The sequence below is a fragment of the Rufibacter sediminis genome (assembly GCF_014269285.1).
Classification (GTDB): Bacteria; Bacteroidota; Bacteroidia; order Cytophagales; family Hymenobacteraceae; genus Nibribacter; species Nibribacter sediminis.
In genome coordinates this window covers 304,684-323,361 of sequence record NZ_JACOAF010000044.1, presented here as the reverse complement: position 1 = coordinate 323,361, position 18,678 = coordinate 304,684, and the positions used below count along the sequence as shown (strand labels likewise).

General features: G+C 54.4%; 12 protein-coding genes. 7 read left to right on the top strand and 5 right to left on the bottom strand.

Annotated elements, in window-relative coordinates; all coding sequences use genetic code 11:
* Positions 1 to 23 precede the first annotated feature (23 nt).
* The 3 genes from H7U12_RS19905 to dapF all read right to left on the bottom strand — a co-directional run bounded on the left by H7U12_RS19905 (position 24) and on the right by dapF (position 3,219).
* Complete coding sequence (locus tag H7U12_RS19905) at positions 24 to 1,322, bottom strand: glycosyltransferase family 1 protein (RefSeq protein WP_186641400.1); 1,299 nt, start codon at positions 1,320 to 1,322, stop codon at positions 24 to 26.
* A gap of 228 nt (positions 1,323 to 1,550) precedes the next feature.
* Positions 1,551 to 2,075 carry a GNAT family N-acetyltransferase gene (locus tag H7U12_RS19900; protein WP_186641398.1) on the bottom strand — a complete coding sequence of 175 codons (525 nt, stop codon included), beginning with the start codon at positions 2,073 to 2,075 and terminating at the stop codon, positions 1,551 to 1,553.
* Between the two features lie 373 nt (positions 2,076 to 2,448).
* On the bottom strand, positions 2,449 to 3,219 hold the full coding sequence (gene dapF, locus H7U12_RS19895; RefSeq protein ID WP_186641396.1) for a diaminopimelate epimerase: 771 nt from the start codon (positions 3,217 to 3,219) through the stop codon (positions 2,449 to 2,451).
* A 253-nt stretch (positions 3,220 to 3,472) separates the two neighbouring features.
* On the opposite strand from dapF, the gene H7U12_RS19890 reads away from it, so the two are divergent.
* From H7U12_RS19890 to H7U12_RS19880, 3 genes are all read left to right on the top strand, one after another.
* Entirely contained in the window at positions 3,473 to 4,360 is an 888-nt protein-coding gene (locus tag H7U12_RS19890; RefSeq protein ID WP_186641394.1) for a class I SAM-dependent methyltransferase, read from the top strand.
* A 10-nt stretch (positions 4,361 to 4,370) separates the two neighbouring features.
* Entirely contained in the window at positions 4,371 to 5,087 is a 717-nt protein-coding gene (locus H7U12_RS19885) for a hypothetical protein (protein ID WP_186641392.1), read from the top strand.
* A gap of 84 nt (positions 5,088 to 5,171) precedes the next feature.
* Entirely contained in the window at positions 5,172 to 6,110 is a 939-nt protein-coding gene (locus H7U12_RS19880; RefSeq protein ID WP_186641390.1) for a Ppx/GppA phosphatase family protein, read from the top strand.
* Between the two features lie 610 nt (positions 6,111 to 6,720).
* On the opposite strand, the gene H7U12_RS19875 is transcribed toward H7U12_RS19880, so the two are convergent.
* The gene (locus H7U12_RS19875) at positions 6,721 to 9,078 is read right to left on the bottom strand and encodes a hypothetical protein (RefSeq protein ID WP_186641388.1); all 2,358 of its coding nucleotides are present in this window, start codon (positions 9,076 to 9,078) and stop codon (positions 6,721 to 6,723) included.
* Positions 9,079 to 10,124: 1,046 nt separating this feature from the next.
* Complete coding sequence (locus tag H7U12_RS19870; RefSeq protein WP_186641386.1) at positions 10,125 to 11,771, bottom strand: DUF4139 domain-containing protein; 1,647 nt, start codon at positions 11,769 to 11,771, stop codon at positions 10,125 to 10,127.
* A gap of 115 nt (positions 11,772 to 11,886) precedes the next feature.
* Here H7U12_RS19870 and H7U12_RS19865 point away from each other — a divergent pair, with 115 nt between their 5' ends.
* From H7U12_RS19865 to H7U12_RS19850, 4 genes are all read left to right on the top strand, one after another.
* Positions 11,887 to 12,945 carry an Ldh family oxidoreductase gene (locus H7U12_RS19865; RefSeq protein WP_186641384.1) on the top strand — a complete coding sequence of 353 codons (1,059 nt, stop codon included), beginning with the start codon at positions 11,887 to 11,889 and terminating at the stop codon, positions 12,943 to 12,945.
* Positions 12,946 to 13,124: 179 nt separating this feature from the next.
* Positions 13,125 to 13,790, top strand: a complete 666-nt coding sequence (locus H7U12_RS19860) for a hypothetical protein (RefSeq protein WP_186641382.1) — start codon at positions 13,125 to 13,127, stop codon at positions 13,788 to 13,790.
* Between the two features lie 413 nt (positions 13,791 to 14,203).
* Positions 14,204 to 16,636: a zinc-dependent metalloprotease gene (locus tag H7U12_RS19855; protein ID WP_186641380.1), complete on the top strand. Its 2,433-nt coding sequence runs from the start codon at positions 14,204 to 14,206 to the stop codon at positions 16,634 to 16,636.
* A gap of 406 nt (positions 16,637 to 17,042) precedes the next feature.
* Positions 17,043 to 18,623, top strand: a complete 1,581-nt coding sequence (locus H7U12_RS19850) for a TldD/PmbA family protein (protein ID WP_377164256.1) — start codon at positions 17,043 to 17,045, stop codon at positions 18,621 to 18,623.
* Positions 18,624 to 18,678: the final 55 nt, after the last annotated feature.

Here is an 18,678-nt window from a genome sequence, read left to right as displayed (position 1 = left end):
CAGGTTTGCCCGTAAGTGAAACGTTACTTAGCGGCAGAACCCTTTTTCGTTTTCTTCTCGGTGCTTACGCACTGCATCAGGCGCACCATGTTCTGCCAGGTTTTATCCCAGGAGATACCCGAGAGGTACTCATCGGCGCGGTGCATCCATTTTTTATCGTCTTTCTGCACCAGCGCTTTCTCCAGCGCGGCCTCAAAGTCCTGCGCGCCATCGGCAATGTGCACAAGGTTCAGCTCACCGTACGGGCGCACCACGTCTCTGATGGAGGTGGAAACCACGGGTTTACCGGCGGCCAGGTATTCTGGGGTTTTGGTGGGGCTGATGAATTTGGTAGATTCATTGTGGGCGAACAGCAACATGGCCACGTCCCAGCCCGCCAGATAAGAAGGCAGTTCCTGGTATGATTTTCCGCCCAGATAATGAATATTGGAGCTGGAAGGCAGGATAGCCGGATCTATTTTCACCACTGGCCCGATAATGACGAACTGCCATTCTGGACGCGCCGTAGCTACTTCACGCAGTAATTCAATATCGAAACGCTCGTCTACCACGCCAAAGAAGCCCATGCGCGGATGCGGGATGTTGGCCTGGTCTGCGGGATCTTCCTGCGGTTGGCGTGCCTGCCCGAAATGCACTTTGTCAATGCTGCTGGGGAACGCGTACACCTCTTTATGGCGGTCTTTTTTGGCCTCATACAAGCTTTGCCCACCAGTGAACACCACATCGGCTTTCTCCAGCAGTTCGGCTTCCAGCTCCAGCAGGCGCGGCGGCGCGAATTTAAAGGCCGACAGCTCATCCATGACATCGAACACTGTCAAGGCAGGGGTAAACTGGCGGGAAATTTCCAATGCCATAGGCGTATAGTACCAGAAGACAGTTTTCTCCAGGTTATGATCAGCCATGAAGGCATTCAGCAACTCAACTTGCTTGGCGTCTGACTCTGCGGGGGTAAGACCGTTGGGTAAATGGGCCACCACAATGGTTACCTGACCGTTCTCGCGCTCCTGCATCTCTAACCGGGGCTCTGCACCGTCAGAGAAATAAGGCTCCTCAAAGAAAAAGAGACGGGTATGCTTGGCAAAACGCGACAACAGGTGCTGCGGACGCTGGTACACAAAATCCCAACGCAGGTGCGACAGACAGATGATGGCGGAAACAGAAGTAAGGTAGGCCTCTAAACTAGTGTCGCTGGTAGGTTTAGGAGACGTTTTGGGGGTATTGGTTACAGTTGAGGAAGACGCACTGGTGGAGGTTACTTCTGGTTCAGACGAAAGGGAGCTACTCCCCCCTCCGGGGATAAAATCTAGGTCTAGGTCAAACATATACAAAAGCTAGTTAAGAAGTGTGGGTCCTGAGAAAGCGCCTGAAACGGGGGCTTTCCCTTTTTTAACCTAACATACGCATATTTGCAAAAAAGGCTACATTCCAATAGGATTAACCCTTGATAATCCTGTCAAATGCTATTAAATTCAGTATAAATCCATGGATTTAGAATGAGATTTATTCTTCTAACTCCACCTACAGAGAGAAAAGCACCCGATAGTTTTATTTCAAGAAACGGATAAGAACTTCTGAAGTTCTACCACATGCTGCCACCCTTGCGGGGTTCTCAGCCAGTCTTTACGCACCCCCACATCCTGAAAACCAGCCTGCCTGAACAGCTTTAGACTGGCGGTATTTTCCTGGGCAACAGAACAATAGAGCTGGTGCAATTGCAACACCTGGGTGGCATAGTCCACCAGTAACGTCAGGGTCTCGGCTCCGTACCTGCGCCCGCGCTGGTCTGGTGCCAGCGCGATTCCCACTCCCGCCCGCTGGTGGAGCGGCTCAAAATCAAACAAGTCAACGGTACCAATCACGGTGGTTTCCTGCTGCAGACAAATCATGAGCCGGAGCTGGCGTGCCGCATAAATATCTAAGGAAGCATTCTCTAGGTAAAGCCGCAGGGAATCCCTGGAGAAAGGCGCAACGGACAGACTCACTGGCCACAGCGTGGTGTCATTTTCCAGCTGGTACAGGAAAGACAAGTCAGAGGATTCTGGCGCGCGCAGAAAGAGGCGGTCTGAATGTAGCATAATCGGTTACTCGTATGACATAAGGGGCTTCTTCAAAATTTTCCAAAAGAAATGCCGCCGCAGCCCCAGGTGCCCACAAAAGGGAATTAACGAAGATTCAGTTCTTGCCCTGAGGGACCAAACCTCCGCCGGTTTTTGGCTTATTTTCAGAAAACATTCTTAAAACGAAAACAGGGCCTTTTTACAGATTTTTTAGATCGGAGAGCAGCCAAAAACAAGCAACTCCTGAGTAACCATCCTTTGATGAACCTTCAGCTTCCAACGTCAGAAAGTAACTGAACCTGAGCAGAAAACCACCTGAAACTCATCCCGAGAAGCCCAGAATGTACTGTTTCGTCTCTCCTGTTTTAGGCCTGTTTTCAGGAAAAGAGGCCTAAAGCGTGATCTCGCCTTTGAAGACCTGTACGGCCGGTCCAATGAGAAAGACGTTCCGGAAGCCGTTGCCTTCCTGCTCAAAACTCACCTGCAGCTCGCCGCCCAGCACCCGGATGTGCACCGGACTCTGGTACCCGGCACGGCTCGCCGACAGCGCCGCCGCCGTTACGCCCGTGCCGCAGGAGAACGTCTCGTCTTCCACGCCGCGCTCATAGGTGCGCACGAACAGCTTGTTTTGAGGCAGGTGCTCCACGAAGTTCACGTTGGTTCCCTCGGCCTTAAACCGGTCTGAGTAGCGTACGGCCTTTCCTTCGGCGAACACATTCAGGTCCTGCAAGGCTTCTACCTGCTTCACGTAGTGCGGCGAGCCGGTGTCCAGGAACGTGGCCTCGGTTAGGTCTTCCACGGCGTCTACGTCTTTCATCTGCAGGTGCACCAAGCCGTCTTTCAGGTAGGCCTGGTGCGGGCCATCGGCGGCGAGGAAGTAGGCCTGGTTTTCCACCACGTTCAGGAACTGCGCGAAGGCTACCAGGCAGCGGCCGCCGTTGCCGCACATAGAGCTGGGCCGGCCATCGGCGTTGTAGTACACCATCTCAAAGTCATAGCCTTCTTTGGGCTGCAGCAGCATGAGGCCATCGGCGCCTACGCCTTTGCGGCGGTCGCAGAGAAAGGCCACCTGCTCCTGGCTCAGTTGGATGGTTCGGTCTCGGTTATCCAGCACCACAAAGTCGTTGCCGGTGCCCTGGTATTTATAGAAAGTTAACTCCATGTGCGTATATACGAGTGCATTTCGCCGCGGCGCGATGCCTTTTAGTTGTAAGAACCTTGAAAAGTAAACAAAAAACGGACGCTACGCTATGAACGGCCGCTGATTTCGCTTACAAAGTGCTTCCTGCCCGAAGTGCGTTTTGGCACCCTTTTCCGGAAATCGGCCTCAAAACATCTTCCTCCTGGCCTTGGAAGAAGAACAGCACTGCACGCCACAAAACCGTACCTTTGTCCTTTCACCACCTTTAGAACCTATGTACTCTTTCCTGACCACCAGCGCCTGGACCGATTATGAACTGATAGACTGCGGCAACTTCGAGAAACTGGAGCGCTTTGGAGACTACGTGCTGGCCCGCCCCGAGCCGCAAGCCGCCTGGGACAAACACCTCTCGGAGCGCGAGTGGGAAACCCTGGCGCAGGCCACGTTCAAGCGCGAGAAAGGCAATCAGGAGAAAGGCCAGTGGCAACTGAAGAAAGGCATGGCCGAGCAGTGGTTCATCAACTACCGCTATAACGACCTGAAGCTGCGGTTCCGGCTGGGGCTGTCGTCCTTCAAGCACGTGGGTCTGTTCCCCGAGCAGGACCCCAACTGGCAGTTCATCTTTGACCGTACCCGCGCCCTGCCCGGCAAGCCGAAGGTGCTGAACATGTTCGCCTACACCGGCGGTGCCTCGCTGGCCGCCAACGCCGCCGGCGCCGATGTCACCCACCTGGACTCTGTGAAGCAGGTCAACTTCTGGGCCCGCCAGAACATGGAAGCCAGCAACCTGGACAACATCCGGTGGCTCGTGGAAGACGCCATGAAGTACGCCCGCCGCGAGGTGAAACGCGGAAACAAATACCAGGGCATCATCCTGGACCCGCCCGCCTATGGCCGCGGCCCCGACGGTGAGAAATGGCTTTTGGAGGAACAGCTCAACGAGCTCATCAAACTCTGCTCTCAACTGCTGGACCCGGAGCACAACTTCTTCGTGATTAACCTGTACTCGCTCGGGTTTTCGGCCCTGATTCTGGATAACCTCATCAAAGCGTCTTTCGGGAACATCGTGCGCAACCAGGAACTGGGCGAGCTGTACCTGGAGGATAAAGCCAAACGCAAACTGCCGCTGGGCACGTTTTTCCGGTTCAGTTCGGTGAAGTAGATTGCTCTCCATGACACAGATAAGAATACAATACCTGCTATTCCTTGTCAGCATTCTTCTTTATGCCTGTAACCATAAGCAGGATTCTGCCTCTATTACTCCATCACCAAAACCCATAAAAGAAATAGAAGCGAAAACGAATCAAAGAATCTACCCCGCTCAAGATCTTTTAGCTTTGTACGATAGTGTTCCTGCGTTTCCCCTGGAAGTGAGCACCTCTATTGGAGATGAAGATCCTGAGTCTGCAGCTTTTCTTTACAAAGGCAAAGAAATCCCAAGAGCTCTTAGTATTGTATTCGACTCGCTGTTGTATTCACGGGAAGATCGGCCTTACAAAGACGAAGTCATAGAACACACTGAAATCTACGCCACAAAGAAATTTTACATCTCCCCCACCACCGTAGCACTTCTTACCAGGGTGCCAGGCGATTACTGGTCAAGCAAAATGATGCTTTTCCATTTTGATCTACCCACTGGTACGGTCACCCAGAAATACGAGATAGCAGAAACTTGGGGGGATGCAGGCGATTCTTACATCAAGAAATCTATTATTTCGAAAACGAAAAACAACCAGCATCGCATAACCATTGAGGTTGGCGAATGCCATCCATTGGATGAAAATCTAGAGAATTTTAGTTGTGTGGATTCTTTATTAGAGGGTACTATCTCTGAGCAAAAAATAGCTTTCTCCAAACGTAAAAGGGTGAAAGAAACCAGTGATAAATAAGGTTTATTTATCAGCCTCAGCCAGATCACTTAACCAACAAATTCTTTTTCCGTTTCTCTATTTCTTAATCCTTAATTCAAAAACATGGCCCGCCGATTTGCCCTCATAGACCTTGGAACCAATACATTTCACCTGCTTATTGTTGAGTTAGATACCGAAGGCGTGCAACAGACACTGTTTAAAACCAAGGTACCGGTGAAACTGGGCGAAGGTGGTATCAGCAAAGGCGAGATTACCCCGGCCGCCCGTGAACGCGGCCTGAAAACGCTGGCCGAGTTCAGGGACATCATGCAGCAGCACGGGGTAGAAACGGTGAAAGCCACGGCCACCAGCGCCCTGCGCAGCGCCAGCAACGGCCCGGAGGTGGTGCAGGCCATCAAAGAACATACCGGCATTGACGTGGAGGTGATCTCGGGCGCCAGAGAAGCCGAGCTGATCTTCAAAGGGGTGCAACTGGCTATGGAGGTTGGCCCGAAGCCGGTGCTGGTGATGGACATTGGCGGCGGCAGCATCGAGTTCATCATCGGCACAGACAAAGGCATTCTGTGGAAGAAAAGCTTCGAGATTGGCGCTCAACGGCTGCTGGACAAATTCTACCCAGACCAGGAACAAGCCATCAAGCCAGACCAGGTGAAAGCCCTGCGGCATTACCTGCAAGATCATCTCCAGAAACTAACCGCCGCCGTACTGCAACATCAGCCCGAAGTCCTGATTGGCTCCTCGGGCACGTTTGACACGCTGGTAGACATGGATCTGGTGCCGCAAGGCATCGTACGGGACCCCAACGGTTCCCCCGATATGTCTCTGGCGCTCGCCACCTTCCACCGGCAACACAAAGAGCTCCTTCAGAAGAACCGCGCAGAGCGCCTGGCCATTCCCGGCATGCTGGAGATGCGGGTAGACATGATTGTGGTGGCCTGCGTAGCGATTGACTGGGTGCTGGAGAAGTATAACCTGGAGAAGATACGGGTGTCTGCGTATGCGCTGAAGGAAGGGATGTTAGCGGAGTTGTTGCAACAGTAAATAATTTTTGCTTGCACGCAGTTGGCTTTTTGCAGGCGAGGCCGCTTATGTCTTGGGAATGTTGCAGTCTGCTTGTGCTAGCGAAGAAGCCTTCATCTTTTTGGGAATGCAGTTTGCTTGCGCTGGCGAAGGGCCGCTTTTTTCATAGGTGCATTAGCTTGGTTGTTGCATGGTTTCCCTCCGTGCGCTCACGGCCGCGAGGCCCCGTCTTCCGGGTTCGCGCTGTTGTTTTAGCCTTGGCCAGCAGGCCTGCCGCATGCGCGGCACCAGGTCTAAAACAAAGGCGCTCTCCCGAAAGACTGGAAACGGATATGCGTAAAAAATATGCGAAATACTGGCTGCTTAAATACATTACAAAAAAAACTACTGTCCGCTGGCGCGAGTCTCTGACTCGTGCCTTCTGTGCCGGGTAGTCTCTGACTACCCTCGCTGCCCCGCAGCGAAACTACTATAGCGCGGATTTGAAAGCCTCGGAAGTAAACCTGCGGCATAGATAGGAGCCAGCTTCCGTTTTAAGGCTGTTTTCTGAAAAACAACCTTGAAACGGAAATACAAAAAGCCTCTTTTCTTCTCACAGAAAAGAGGCTTTTTGTATCTGGTCTCCGCCAGTTCACGTCAGTTTCTTGAATTGCTTCTGGTAGGCCTTGTTTAGGGTTTTCAGGTCTTTGCTGCCGCCGGTGTAGGCGTTGGCCAGTTGCTTGTAATCTCCCTTAGGGTTGGCCTGGGCATCACGAGTGGCGAGTTGCTGGCCTACCTGCTCCTGCAGTTGGTTCAGGTTGTACTTGGTGTATTTTAACACAACCAGGCGTTTTACCAGATCAAGTGCGCCTTGGGCGTCTCCGGCCGCGGCGGCGTGTTTCGCTACTTCAGACACAAACGCTTTATTTTCATGACGAAGAGCAAAGGCAAGCAACAACTCGTGTCCTAATCCAAATCGGGCGACGTTGGCGCTTTCGAAATGTTGGCTGGCCTCCTGGTACACCTTCACCGCCTCGGCCATCTTGTTCTGCCCGATCAGGGTATTGGCTTTCTGCAGGAGTTCCTGGTAATGAGCCGGCGCGTCTATGCGGGCCAGTTCCACCTCGGCGGTAGCCGGAGAGATGGCGCAGCCCCCGTTGCCTTTGGCCGCCGCAATGGCTTTGTCCAGCTCAGCGGCGGCTTGGGCGAACAGGCGCTCGCTGCTGTACTGCAAGGAACGTTGATAGTGCTGGTCATAGGCCGCTTGCGCGTTGGCACACTCCTGAGAGAAAATCCCCTGGTTTAGGGTTCTGAATTTGCCGTCCAGCTCTTTGTCGTTGACCAGTCCGTACCGGATCTGCAGGTTGGTGACCTCGGCGGCTACGTTGCGGGCCTGGGGCAGTTTGTTCGCATTGGCCTGCAATTGTCCCTCGGCAATCTTCTCCAGAATCACGGGGCGGGCCGCCTGCCGAAGAAGTTTCTCGGCATCGGGCTGAGGGGTTAAGCTGTAGTCGCTGGCCAGGCTCTTGCCTTTCTCGAAAGCCTTGAGCGCGGCGCTGTATTGTTTGGCCTGAAGCGCTTTCCGGCCATCGGTCATCTGCTGTTGGTAAACCTGCTGCTGCACGTCACGCAGCAAAGTGGTAGCGGCCGCGTCTGAGTCAATCGCGGTTTTATTGTTGCGGGCGAACTGTTGCGCTTCTCTGGCCAGTTTTTCGGCCTGGGCCAGGTTGTTCTGGGTCAACGCTTGGCGTCCGTCCTGCAGAAGGTCATCATAGAGGCCGCTCTTGGCAAACGCGATTCCGTTGTCCCACAATTCTGACCGGCACCGCAGGCTGGAGATGCCGCGGCAGAAATCACGGGCTTGCTCAAACTGTTCGATGGCCTGACGGTACTTGCCTTGGTTGTTCAGTTTCTCGCCCTCGGCTACATAGGCGTTCTGGATATCCAGGGCCAACTCCTGCCCAAACCGATAAGTTTCTGGATCTACCTGCATGCGGTTCAACAACTCACGGGTGCGTTTTGCGGCCTCGTTCAGGAAACCGGCCTTAAAATCCAGCCGGGCCAGTTGCAGGTGCGCCGGCGCGAAGGCAGGATTCGCCTGCAGTGAACGCTCAAAGAACTCACGACCTGCGCGGGCGTTTCCGTTCATGGCCAACTCCAGACCGCGGTTGTAGTAAATCTCCGGCAGGCGGGCCCACATCTGGTCCAGCGCCACGTGCCGTTCCTTTACCTGATGCTCCAGATCGTTCACCCGGCGGCGCAACTGCACCGGATCGCGGCGGTTCAGGCCCAGTTCGCGGTCCATGCGGTTGTCAAACAGCCTATCTAATTCCTGACCCAGGCCGCCCAGGTGCTCTTTGTGCTGCGCCAGGCGGTCAATGTCATTGGGGTTGATGGTTTGCAGTTCCCGGGAAAGCTGCGCCAGGCGCACATCGGCGGCATAGTAGCGCTTCACCAAGTCCAGGCGCTGGTGCAACGCACTGAAGTTCTCTCTTGAGAAAGCCAGTTTTTTCTCCACCACCCGTAATTTATACCCCACAAAACTGGAAGTATCTTTCACCGATGCCTGCACCAGCACCGTGGCCCCGTCTTGCTTGATGGCTTTGCCTGACACGTCAAACGTCTGCAGTACCTTGTCTTCCGGGCCCAGCAATTGCACCTTGGCGTGCGCCACAGTAGGAGTCAGTTCATCGGCGAAATCGAACTCGCGGTAGAGCACCTGCTCCCGCACGCGAACGTTGCGGAAGGCGGCGGTGATCACCAATTGGTTTCCGTCGCGGGTGATTTTCTCCTGCTGCTCCACGTCCACGGACAGCACCAGCTTCCCGGACCGATGGTGGTTGTCCCGTCCCAGTTCCTGCGCCAACTTCCCTAAATCAGGATCAGTGAAGCTGGAGAGCGAGAAGGTTTCCTGTCTGTTTTGCTCATAGAGCACCTTAGACTGCGCACTGGCCCGCCCGCCCCAGAAGAGGCATGCCACCAGCAGGAAAGGAAGTAGGTGTGCTTTCATAATATTAGCAATAACTTATATTTCAATAAAAGGCAAAATCCGTTCCAGAAATAAGGGGAAGTGATGATTTATCTGGAAGATGCCCACCAAGCCCTCGGGGTTGCCTGAGCATGTAAAATTCACCCAAAGTCTCTCCCCCGTTTCAGAGCCGATTTCCAGAAAACAGGCCCAAAACTTTGCCTCCAAGACAGGTGCATCCTTCCTCTCCTAGTAAAGTTTCTTGAACGATGTAGGTGGATAGCACTCAGCGTTGCGGAATAGGGTTGCTGTTGCTATAGACAAACTCAAAAAGAGTGCCTAGTGGAAGGATGGCTCACTCGTTGATTTCTGGCTGCCCCCTTCTTGTAGCAATATCAACTGCCTGGATACCCTCTGAGGCTGATGCCTCACTGCTTTGCACAGGGCAGATCATGCTGGGTCCAAGTCATAACTGAACCATGGGAAATAAACCCATCCTCATTGGTGCAAGGCCGTTACGTTCTATTTCATTGGTTTGGTTCCTTCGAAGAGGCTTTGACATTACTGCACATTTTGAGCCTCACGGCTCACTGATTTGCAAACTTCAGCTCATTTTAGGTCCAAGTTGAAAACTTGAACCAGCTATATTTTTAGAACTTAACGGCCCTACTCCAAGAAGGGGAGTAAACTTCTGCACATCCGAGAAGAGGAATAAGAACTTACTTAACGCTCCCCTCCTTGGCTAAGGAGGGGCCGGGGGTGGTTCGCTGTTCCAAGCAGGAAGGACTTCCACTAAACGCAACAAAACCAGTCTTTCGGGAGAGCGCCTTTGTTTTAGACCTGGTGCCGCGCATGCGGCAGGCCTGCTGGCCAAGGCTAAAACAACAGCGCGAACCCGGAAGACGAGGCCCCGCGGCCGTGAGCGCTCGGAGGGAAACCATGCAACAACCAAGCCTATGCACCCACGAAAAAAAAGGGCCCTCCGCCAGCACAAGCGGACTGCATGCACCCACGCTACAACAGCCCTCCGCCAGCACAAGCGGACTACGTACACTTAGGACAATCTCTGCCAGCAAAAACCGCGTTACCTACAACCCACTAACCTGCCTATTCTTCGGATACTTCACCACGTAGCGCAAGGTGCGCTTCACCGTCTCGTTCGGCTTTACCGCCACTTGCCAGGTGACTTTCCCGGTTTCCTTGTCCAGCTTGCCGCCGTTGAGGTCCAGGTCTTCTACTTCAATCTCAGAAGTGGTACTTACCGGAATCTGGTCTTCCACGGTAAGGATTACGGGCTGCGCTTTGGTGTTGCGCAAGCTGATCTCGTAGCCAAACTGCTCTTTGATGCTGTTGCCCAGGGTGGAGCGCTTCTGGTAATCTTTCATCCGCTCGCGCTGCACCACCACGTTTTGGTCACGACCCAGGGATAGGGTGAGCGTGTCGCGGGTTTGCTCTGGGTTGAGAAACGATTTCCCGGTGAAAGTGCCGGCCAGAAACACGTTCGCCTCGCCGGGCAGCAGTTTCAGGTTTTCCCAGTTGGTGAGGTGCGCCACCAGAAAAGCCGTAGGATCCAGTTTAGGGGTGGTGGTGTGCGCGTAGGCCGTGGTGAGGCTGTGCTGCTGAATGTCTACGGTATGCGGTTCTCCGTCTGAAGGCACCGTGAACGGAATGCCTATCTTGAACTCGGCCGCTAAGGTAGTGGCCACGGCTTCCGTGAAATCAGCTGTGTTGGCAGCCGGAGCAGCCTCGGCACCATATCCAACCACCACCACTTCATTCAAAGACTGTGACTCCTGTTTTTTTGCTTTCTTGCTCACTTGAACTCCCGCAACTCGTCCCTGCAACATCCCTTCTATCGATCTGGGCTGCACAATCCCGATTCGCTGCGGATTCAAGGTTGGCTTCTGCGCGCCCTCGGCCGGATTGGTGGTAGCGAGCGTCAGTTGCACGCTGTTCCAGTTCACGCCGGTGTTCTGTCGCACGTTGGCTTTGTATTGCAGCTGCACCGGTCCCTGGCTGCCGCTGGCCCGCAGATCATAGATGGGTTCCCAGCCGGCATTCATCACCAGATAGGTTACTTCCAGCCCCACCTGCGCGCGGCCCGAGGCCTGTACGGCCACAATCACGCGGTTGTTCGCCTTGACGTTCTGCTTGTATTGGTTCACCTGGTTGTTGAATTGCTGTTGCCGCTCCCGCAGAATAGCCAGTTGCAGATCGGTGGCGTGCACTTCCTTCCGGATGGCCAGTAAACGGGTGCGGTAGTAATCGGCGACTTCTTTGAGGCGGGCGGCGGTGAGGCCGGTTTGCGTACCTCCCAGGTTCTGGTTGGCCTGCAGCAGCGCCTCTTCCTTCTGGAGCACCTCGCGCTGATCAGAGAGCGTTCTGATGCGGCCGTTATAGCTTTGCAGCGAGTCTTCCAGACTTTGCACCTCACGCGGCACCGGGGCGTTCTGCAGGAAATTCTGCTCATACCGCACCGAGAGCAAAGTGACATTGCCGGTGGGGTTTACCTGTACGCTTCGTTCGTCCAGTTGGGCGGGTAAGCCTTCCAGCACCAACTCGGTCACGCCCGCCTCTACCGTGGCGCGGCCGGTATTGGTCACCTGCGCGCGGTTCAGGAACACCGTCACGGCTTTCACTTGCGTGGTGAGAGATTCCTGTTTTTGGGCCGAAATTGGAAAAACAAGGCTAAAACAGCAGATCAATAGACCCAGGCTTACACGAAACAGGTGCATAAAAGAAGAGGTTTAGGGTTGAAGTACAAACAGATGCTTCTACAAAGGAAGCATTTCTGCTGGAAAATTTTCCCCGGATTGCCTTACCTTTGGCGCTTTCCATCTGAAGTCAAGCATGTACTCTTACCAACGCCTTTTCGATTTCTCCCGCCAGATCTTCCTGGCCATCGGCTGCCCGCCCGATGATGCCCAAATCGCCACTGAAACCCTCTTGTCTGCCGACCTGCGCGGCGTGGACTCGCACGGCGTGGCCCGCCTCATCGGGTACGTCCGGCTGTGGGAAGCGGGCCGCATCAACGCCACGCCCACCGTCAAGATTGTACACGAGACGCCCAGCACCGCCACGGTAGACGGCGACGGTGGCCTGGGTCTGGTGGTAGCGCCCAAAGCCATGCAGATTGCGCTGAAGAAAGCCAAAATAGCCGGCAGCGGCTGGGTGGCGGTGAAGAACTCCAACCACTTCGGGATTGCCGGCTACCACGCCATGAAAGCCCTGGAGCACGACATGATTGGCATGGCCATGACCAACGCCAGTCCGCTCGTGGCCCCTACCTATTCCCTGGAACGATTGCTGGGTACCAACCCCATTGCCGTGGCGATTCCGGCCAACGAGCAGCCGCCCTTCGTCGCCGATTTAGCTACCACCACCGCCGCCAACGGCAAGCTGGAGATGCTGCAACGCAAGAACCTGGAAGCACCCCTCGGCTGGATTCAAGCCGTAGACGGCTCTCCTTCCACTAACCCCAATGAATTGAAAGACGGCGGGGCGCTGCTCCCGTTGGGCGGCGATACCGGCAGCCACAAAGGCTACGCGCTGGGCGCCGTGGTAGACATTTTCTCGGCGGTGTTGTCCGGGGCCAACTACGGGCCATGGGTGCCTCCGTTCGTGAGTTTCCTGGCGCCTCCCGCCGATCCAGTGGGGGAAGGCATCGGGCATTTCTTCGGGGCCATGCGCGTGGACGCCTTCCGCCCCGCCGATGACTTCAAGCAGCACATGGACAACTGGATCACGCGTTTCCGGAGCTCCAAAGCCAAAGAAGGCCACCAAGTGCTCATCCCTGGCGACCCGGAGCGAATCTTCACCGAACAACGGCTGAAAGAAGGTATTCCGCTGCTGCCGCCCGTGGTGAAAGATCTGGAAGGTTTGGGTGCTAAATTTGGGGTGACTCTGTAAGCACCTGCGTTTAGGGGCCGCTTTTAGGAAAGCAGCCCCTAAACGCAACCACAGATTCTCAAAGCAGCAGCTGCTATTTCAATGATAAAGTAAAAATATTAAATCGCTTATCTACTGATAATAAGTTTGTAGTTATCTTAGTCCTATTTATTAATTTATAGTTTTACTTATTCCATTAAATGAAAAACCTTTACTACGCTATTCTACTTATAGCTCTGTTTTCAAGCTGTGTCAGCAGTAAAAAGTACTCCACCTTTGTAAATGAAAAATTAAAAGCCGACTTCATCTCAAAAGATAGTGTACAGAACAAAGATTGGTTAATTATCAACACCGATAAAATCACTCAGGCAGAGAACCAATACAATCAACTAAAATCTTCTTTTATACCCGCCGTTCTTTATTGGGGATGGAACTCCACCATAGAATGCACCATAGACCCGTCTATCACGGCATCCTTGATCAAAAACTCCATTTACCACGCCGCAGATAGCCTAAACCTATTAGAAAAGGCGAAAGGAAAACAAATAGTCATCAACCTTAAACAAGTACCGGGGAAGTTTCTCTATGAAAACAAAGGCACGGCCATCATCTTTCTGATTGCCTATTCAGTCAGCGGCCAGGAATCTATCTCACCGGCTTCTCTTGGTTTGATGGCCGATTTTGAAACAAAAACGGGTAATACCATCAACATGACAGGAGAAGTGAGTATCCCTAATACGGAGCAACCATTGAACAACATCTGGAAGTCCAGTAAGAAGTTTACGTGGGCCTATTTAGATGAATATAAAAAGCAATCCGAAAGAATGGGAACAGAATTGGTGCTGCAGCTGATGCAAAACTTATAAAGTAATTTCTTCTCCTTAAAAGAGCCCTACAGATAAATAATCTGTAGAGCTCTTTTTGTTTCCAAGGTCTGGTATCCAGTGTTTTGCGATCGCCTAATTCGTACAATCTCTAGAGCCCTGCACTTTCAGCAGCTCTAAGTCGTGAATGTTGTAGCCTCTGCTTTCACCTCCCTTCTGCCATCATCACTTTGCGCCCATCACCTTCCGGTGTTGCAGCCCAATTCCCGGCTCCGGGCTCCTATTCATTTAAGTAAGCATCTCCTGATCTAAACAGGATACAAAGTTTTCCATCCACTGCGGGCCTACGGGGTAGCAGCGGAATTTGGCAGGAACGGAAACATAGCCTTGCCCCTATGTTCTGAATTCACTACCTTATCCAACTCTTTCTGTTTCAGGCTTACTTTTCCAAAAACATGCGCAAAACGCTCCTCCCCCTTCTCTTCGCTTTGCTGGCGATTTCTTCAAGTTGGGCCCAAACCAAACCCACCGGCATCTCGGGTAAAACCGCCGGTATGCAGAAGTTCAACGGGTATTTCCCCTATTACTGGGACGAAGCCACCGGCCGTATCCTGCTGGAGATAAACAAACTGGACCAGCACTTCCTGTACGTGAACTCCCTGGCCGCCGGACTGGGCTCCAACGACATCGGGTTGGACCGCGGACAGCTGGGCGGCGAGCACGTGGTGTACTTCCATAAAGTGGGGCCGAAGGTACTGCTTATTGAACCCAACCAAGCGTACCGCGCCATGAACGGCAACCCCGCCGAGGAACAGGCAGTGGCCCAATCCTTCGCGCAGTCGGCGTTGTGGGGGTTTAAGGTGGAAGCCACGGAGGGCGATAAAGTGCTGGTAGACGCGACCGAGTTCCTGCTCCGCGATGCCCATGACGTGGTGGGCAGCATCCGGCGCAGCCGCCAGGGCTCGTACCGGCTGGATGCCGGTCGTTCGGTCATGTATTTGCCTCGTACCAAGAACTTCCCCCAGAACTCAGAATTTGAGGCCACGCTCACCTTTGTGGGCGGCGAAGACGCGGGCGGCCTCGTGCGCAGCGTGACTCCCTCGGCGCAAGCCATCACGGTACGGCAGCACCACTCCTTCGTGCAACTCCCCGACCAAAACTACACGCCCCGGCCCATGGACCCCAGAAGCGGCTACTTCGGGATTGAGTACATGGATTTCAGCACGCCCGTAGACCAGCCCGTGGTAAAGCGTTTTATTGCCCGGCACCGGTTGCAGAAAAAGAACCCGGCCGCGGCCGTGTCTGAAGCCGTGGAGCCCATTGTGTATTACGTAGACCATGCCGCACCCGAGCCCATCAGAACAGCGCTGCTGGAAGGTGCCCGCTGGTGGGCGCAGGCGTTTGAGGCCGCCGGCTACAAAGACGCGTTCAAAGTTGAAATCCTGCCCGCAGACGCAGACCCCATGGACGTGCGCTACAACGTCATTCAGTGGGTGCACCGCAGCACGCGGGGCTGGTCATACGGCGCCTCCGTCACCGATCCCAGAACCGGCGAAATCATCAAAGGGCACGTGAGTTTGGGCTCTCTGCGCGTACGTCAGGATTTTCTGATTGCCGAAGGCTTGCTGGCCCCGTATGAAGCGGGCAAACCGGCCAACCCCGAGATGATGAAAATGGCGCTTTCCCGCCTGCGGCAACTGTCGGCGCACGAACTGGGCCACACGCTGGGCATCATGCACAACTATGCGGCCAGCGTGAGCAACCGCGCCTCAGTGATGGATTACCCCCACCCCACCGTAAAATTGGCGGCCAGCGGCGAGATAGACCTCTCTGATGCCTACGCCGTGGGCATTGGCGAATGGGACAAACTGGCCGTGACGTACGGCTACCAAGATTTCCCAAAAGGCACAGATGAAAAGCAGGCGCTGGACCAACTGCTGCGCGGTGGTCACCAAAGAGGCTTGCAGTTTATCTCTGACCGAGACTCGCGAGCTCCCGGCGGAGCGCACCCGCAGGCCCACCTCTGGGACAACGGCCCCAACGCCGCCGACGAACTGACGCAGGTATTGGCCATCCGGGAGAAAGCCCTGGAGCGGTTTGGGGTGAACAACATCAAGCTGGGCGTACCCATGGCTATGCTGGAAGACGTGCTGGTACCCATCTATAATTACCACCGCTACCAGGTAGAAGCCGCCGCCAAAGTAGTGGGCGGCCTGAACTACACCTATGCCTCCCGCGGCGATGGACAAATAGTGACAGAGTTTGTGCCGGAAGCCGAGCAGCAAAAAGCGTTAGACGCGTTACTTGCCACGTTACAGCCCAACGTTCTCGTGCTGCCGGAGAAAATCATTGCGGCCATTCCGCCCCGTCCGGCGGGTTGGTCCCCCACGCGGGAGCTGTTTGACAAACGCACCGGCCTCACCTTCGATCCATTGGCCGCCGCCGAGGCCTCCGCTGATTTTACGCTCTCCTTTCTCTTCCACCCGGAGCGCTCCGCCCGATTGGTAGAACTGAAAGCCCGCGGCGGAAAACTAGGCCTGGACGAGGTTATGGATCAGGTTCTCCAAAAAACCTGGGACACCAAATCTGCCGCTGGCCTGGAGAAACAAATACAATTGCTCACCCAACAACTGGTGCTCACGCATCTGCTAGCCTTATCCCAGAACGAAGAGGCTGCGTACCCAGCGCGGGCAGCGGCTCTGCTGCACCTGAACCAACTAGAGAAACAAGCCAAAAAGCTGGCGAAAGCATCAGACGAAGGCGTGAAGGCCAATGCGCTCCTGGCCCTGGACCGCATGAAAAAACCCGTGGAAGCCAAACCGCAGCTGCACAAAGACCTTCCGCCCGGCGCGCCCATCGGCTCTGGAGTAGTGATTGGTTGCGAATAGCGTTTTAAGGCTGTTTTCAGGAAAACAGGTCAAAATCCCACCTCCACCCGAGGTGGGATTTTTATGCATCAACACGCATGTCGCCTCACCATCAAAGGCCCGAGATCATTCCCCAGGTAAATTATCCCGTGTCCCGATAAGTAGGGGCAACCTCTGGTGGTTGCCCTTTCTCTGTAGCCGAAGCTACCGGTTCTTCTAACGGGTTGGTCATCCTCCTACCCCTTTAAAGGAGGCCGAATTGATCAGAGGAAGAACCTCGTCCTCTGCGTCTATATAGAAAAAACATAATCTATTTGGCTTGGAAATGCGGGCAGAATTCCTACATTTAAAAGACTAATCCTTAACTTTTTCCATCTTGAAAAGACGCGATTTCCTTCAACTTTCCGGCCTAGGGCTTGGGGCCCTCATGTTGCCGATACCGCTTTGGGGCAATGATATTGCGCCCGAGGCGATGCTTTCTCCCATGAACACGGCCCTGAACAAACAGATAGCTGATGCCGCCCTGAACGCCGCCAAATCCAAAGGCGCTTCCTACACCGATGTCCGGATTGGCCGCTATCTGAACCAGTACCTCATCACGCGGGAAGACAAGGTGCAGAACACGGTCAACACCGAGTCGTTTGGGTTGGGGGTACGGGTGATTGTGAACGGCACCTGGGGTTTCTCGGCCATTGACGAGGTAACGCCCGCCGGGGCCGCCAAAGCCTCTGAGTTGGCCGTGGCTATTGCCAAAGCCAACTCCAAACTGCAGAGCGAGCCGGTGCAACTGGCCCCGCAGCAGGGCTACGGTGAGGTAAGCTGGAAAGCGCCCATTGAACGGAACGCGTTTGAGGTGCCCCTGAAAGAAAAAGTAGACATCCTGCTGGGAGCCAATGCCGCCGCCATGCAGAACGGGGCTAACTATGTCAATTCGGCCCTGTTTTTGGTAAACGAGCAGAAGTACTTCGCGTCTTCAGACGGCTCTTACATTGACCAGGACATCCACCGCATCTGGCCCGTGCTCAACGCCACCGCCATTGATCAGAAAACCGGCAAGTTTGAAACGCGGCAATCCCTGAGTTCACCGGTGGGCATGGGCTTTGAGTACCTGAGCGGCCGCCCTGAGGGCAAATACAAAGGCATTACCACGCGCTATGGCAAGTACTATGACATGGTGGAAGACGCCACTGCGGCCGCCAAACAAGCCAAAGAAAAGCTATCGGCCAAGTCTGTGCTGCCCGGCAAGTATGATCTGGTGCTGGACCCCTCACACCTGTGGCTCACCATCCATGAGAGTGTGGGGCACCCGCTGGAACTGGACCGCGTGCTGGGCTACGAAGCCAACTTTGCCGGCACTAGTTTCGCGACGCTGGACAAATGGAAATCCAAGAACTTCAAGTACGGCAGTGATAAGGTGACGCTGTTCGCCGACAAGCAGCAACCCGGCTCTTTGGGGGCCGTGGGGTATGACGATGAAGGCGTGAAAACCAAGCGCTGGGATCTGGTGAAAGACGGCACGCTGGTGAATTACCAGGCCACCCGGGACCAGGCGCACATCATCGGGGAGAAAGAATCGCACGGCTGCTCCTACGCCGACAACTGGAGTTCAGTGCAGTTCCAGCGCATGCCCAACGTCTCTTTAGCGGCCGGAAAACAGAAGCTGAGTGTAGACGACATGATCAAGAACGTGGAGAAAGGCATCTACATCATTGGCGACGGTTCTTTCTCCATTGACCAGCAGCGCTACAACTTCCAGTTCGGTGGTCAGCTGTACTATGAGATCAAAGACGGCAAAATTGTAGGTCCGCTCAAAGACGTAGCTTACCAGAGCAACACCCAGGAATTCTGGAACTCCTGCGCCGCCGTCTGTGACGAGAGCGATTACCGCCTGGGCGGCTCTTTCTTTGACGGCAAAGGCCAGCCTACGCAGTCCAGTTCCGTATCGCACGGCTCTGCCACCACCCGCTTCAACGGCGTGAATGTGATCAATACAGGAAGGAAAATCTAGCGATTTCCCTTCCTGTATTGATGAGTCCTGAGTTCTGAGTCCATAGTCCTGAGTC